The sequence below is a fragment of the Archangium sp. genome, from assembly GCF_036388035.1.
GTDB lineage: Bacteria > Myxococcota > Myxococcia > Myxococcales > Myxococcaceae > Archangium.
Genome location: NZ_DASVSO010000163.1, coordinates 1 through 2,053, shown reverse-complemented (window position 1 = coordinate 2,053; position 2,053 = coordinate 1). Strand labels below are relative to the sequence as shown.

General features: G+C 70.6%; 2 protein-coding genes and 1 pseudogene. 1 reads left to right on the top strand and 2 read right to left on the bottom strand.

All coding sequences use genetic code 11. The annotated features are described in order from the left end of the window. Nucleotides 1–346, bottom strand: a pseudogene (locus VF697_RS07215) (hypothetical protein); the annotation flags it as partial. 123 nt (nt 347–469) lie between these two features. On the opposite strand from VF697_RS07215, the gene VF697_RS07210 reads away from it, so the two are divergent. Next, nucleotides 470–1,309, top strand: coding sequence for an Fpg/Nei family DNA glycosylase (locus VF697_RS07210; protein ID WP_331092758.1), 840 nt, complete (start codon nt 470–472; stop codon nt 1,307–1,309). Nucleotides 1,310–1,311: 2 nt separating this feature from the next. Here VF697_RS07210 and VF697_RS07205 read toward each other — a convergent pair whose 3' ends face one another. Continuing rightward, nucleotides 1,312–1,791 carry a cupin domain-containing protein gene (locus tag VF697_RS07205; RefSeq protein ID WP_331092757.1) on the bottom strand — a complete coding sequence of 160 codons (480 nt, stop codon included), beginning with the start codon at nt 1,789–1,791 and terminating at the stop codon, nt 1,312–1,314. Nucleotides 1,792–2,053: the final 262 nt, after the last annotated feature.

Here is a 2,053-nt window from a genome sequence, read left to right as displayed (position 1 = left end):
CCGTCCAGCCCTGCTCCAGCGTCGCGACGGGCGTGATGTGGGTCCGGCACTCCAGGAGCTGCCCACCCTCCTCGGCCGCGAACACCACCTCCACGTCGCTCACGTACCGGGCCCCGGCGGCCTCGGCCCGCGCCAGGAACTCCAGCACCGACGCGTCCTGCTTCTCACCGAGCGGCATCGCGAGCGACCACTCCGGCAGCCCCGTCTCCACGGCCGCCTCCGGGGCGATCACCTGCAAGCCGCCCGCTTTCGAGCCCGGCGGTCGGTAGCCCTCGGGCGCATGGGCACATGCCATCAAGGTCGATACAGCGGTCGACACCACGAGCAGCCATTCCTTGCGAGCCATCGTGCTCTCCTCCCTGGCGGGCAGACGCAACGGAGAACGGAGGCCGGCCCCTCACATATCGTCCAGGCAGGCGAGCCCGCCCCCCTACGAGACAGGTCGTGCGCTCCGCGTTACCTCGGAGGGATGCCTGAAGGGAACATCATCCACCGCCTCGCGCGGATCCACCGGCGCTGGCTCGTGGGGCGCGGCTTCAGCGCGGACTCGCCCCAGGGGCGCTTCTCGGAGGGAGCCCGGCACCTCTCGGGGCGGACGCTCGTGGCGGTGGACGCGCATGGCAAGCACCTCTTCCACCACTTCGAGGGCGGGGTGCGGCTGCACATCCACCTCGGGCTCTTCGGAAACCTGCGCCACTTCCGCACCGGGGCGCCCCCACCCTCCCCCGCCTGCCGGCTGCGGCTCGCCTCGCCCCACGCGACGCTCCACCTCTCCGGGCCCCAGGCCTGTGAGCTGCTCAGCCCCCAGGCCGAGGCCACCCTCCGCGCCCGACTGGGGGAGGATCCGCTGCGCCCGGAGGCCTCGCCCGCGCGGGCCTTCGAGTCCCTCCGGCGGGGTCGCTCGCCCCTGGCCATCGCGCTGCTGGACCAGGAGCGCATCTCGGGCGTGGGCAACATCCTGCGTGCCGAGGCCCTCTTCCTCGCGCGCCTGCCGCCCCTGCTGCCCGCCTCGGAGCTACGCCTCGAGGACTTCGAGCGGCTGTGGGAGGCCCTCCGCGAGCTGCTGGAGGACGCGGCCCGGGATGGGCGCATCGTCGCTCCGCGGGCGCCCCCCGCCCCCTGGGAGACGCCGGGCCGGCGCCGCGAGGACCGATTCAACGTCTACGACCGCGCCGGACAGCCCTGCCCCCGGTGTGCCACTCCCATCTCGCGCCTGGAGCTGGCCAGCCGGGCACTGTTCTTCTGTGAGCGCTGCCAGTCGCCGGGCGCGGGGGCCAGACGGGCTCGACAGTCCCGAGCCACCCGGTAGCGTCAACCCGGGTGGGAGAGCTGGCGGAACAGCTCCGCGTGCTCGGGGTAGCGGGCCGCCAGCGCCTCGCCCCGAGGCATCTCCCAGTCCGCGAAGTCGAAGCCCGGAGCCACCGTGCAGCCGCACAGGGTGTAGTCGCCTCGTGGCTGTGCCGCCTGGAGCACTCCGGCGGGGACGAGCACCTGCGGACGCTCGCCGCGCGTGACGTCACGGCCCAGCACCACCGTCTCCAGACGGCCTTGGCGCTCGTCGAGCAGGTACATCGTCAGCGCCTGCCCATCGTAGAAGTGCCACAGCTCGTCCGAGGTCACCCGGTGCCATGCCGCGAACGAGCCCCGAGGCAGCAGGTAGTAGATGCCTGTCGCCACCGAGCGCCTGCCTCGCGGCGTCTCCACCGGCACCGAGGCGCGCCACGTCTCCCGATAGAAGCCGCCCTCCGGGTGGGGCGCGAGCCCCAGGGTCCTCACCAGTTCGTCGAACATGTAACAAGTGTAGAACGCCACCGGTCCCCAGGGGATGCTGGCTCACGGATTCGCATTGATGCGCCAAGAATTTGGGCCTCCGGCGCGTTCAGATGGTGCCATCACCTTCTTCACAGCGCTTCGGCTCGGTTTGGTCATTGCCCTCTACTTCCATGCGTTGGTGCATAACAAAGTGTTCGTCCCACCAGATGTCTGCGGTGTTTTATAACTTACTGGTATTAGATGGTTGTACACTCGGGCCCGCGCAAAGAGGACATCTGAT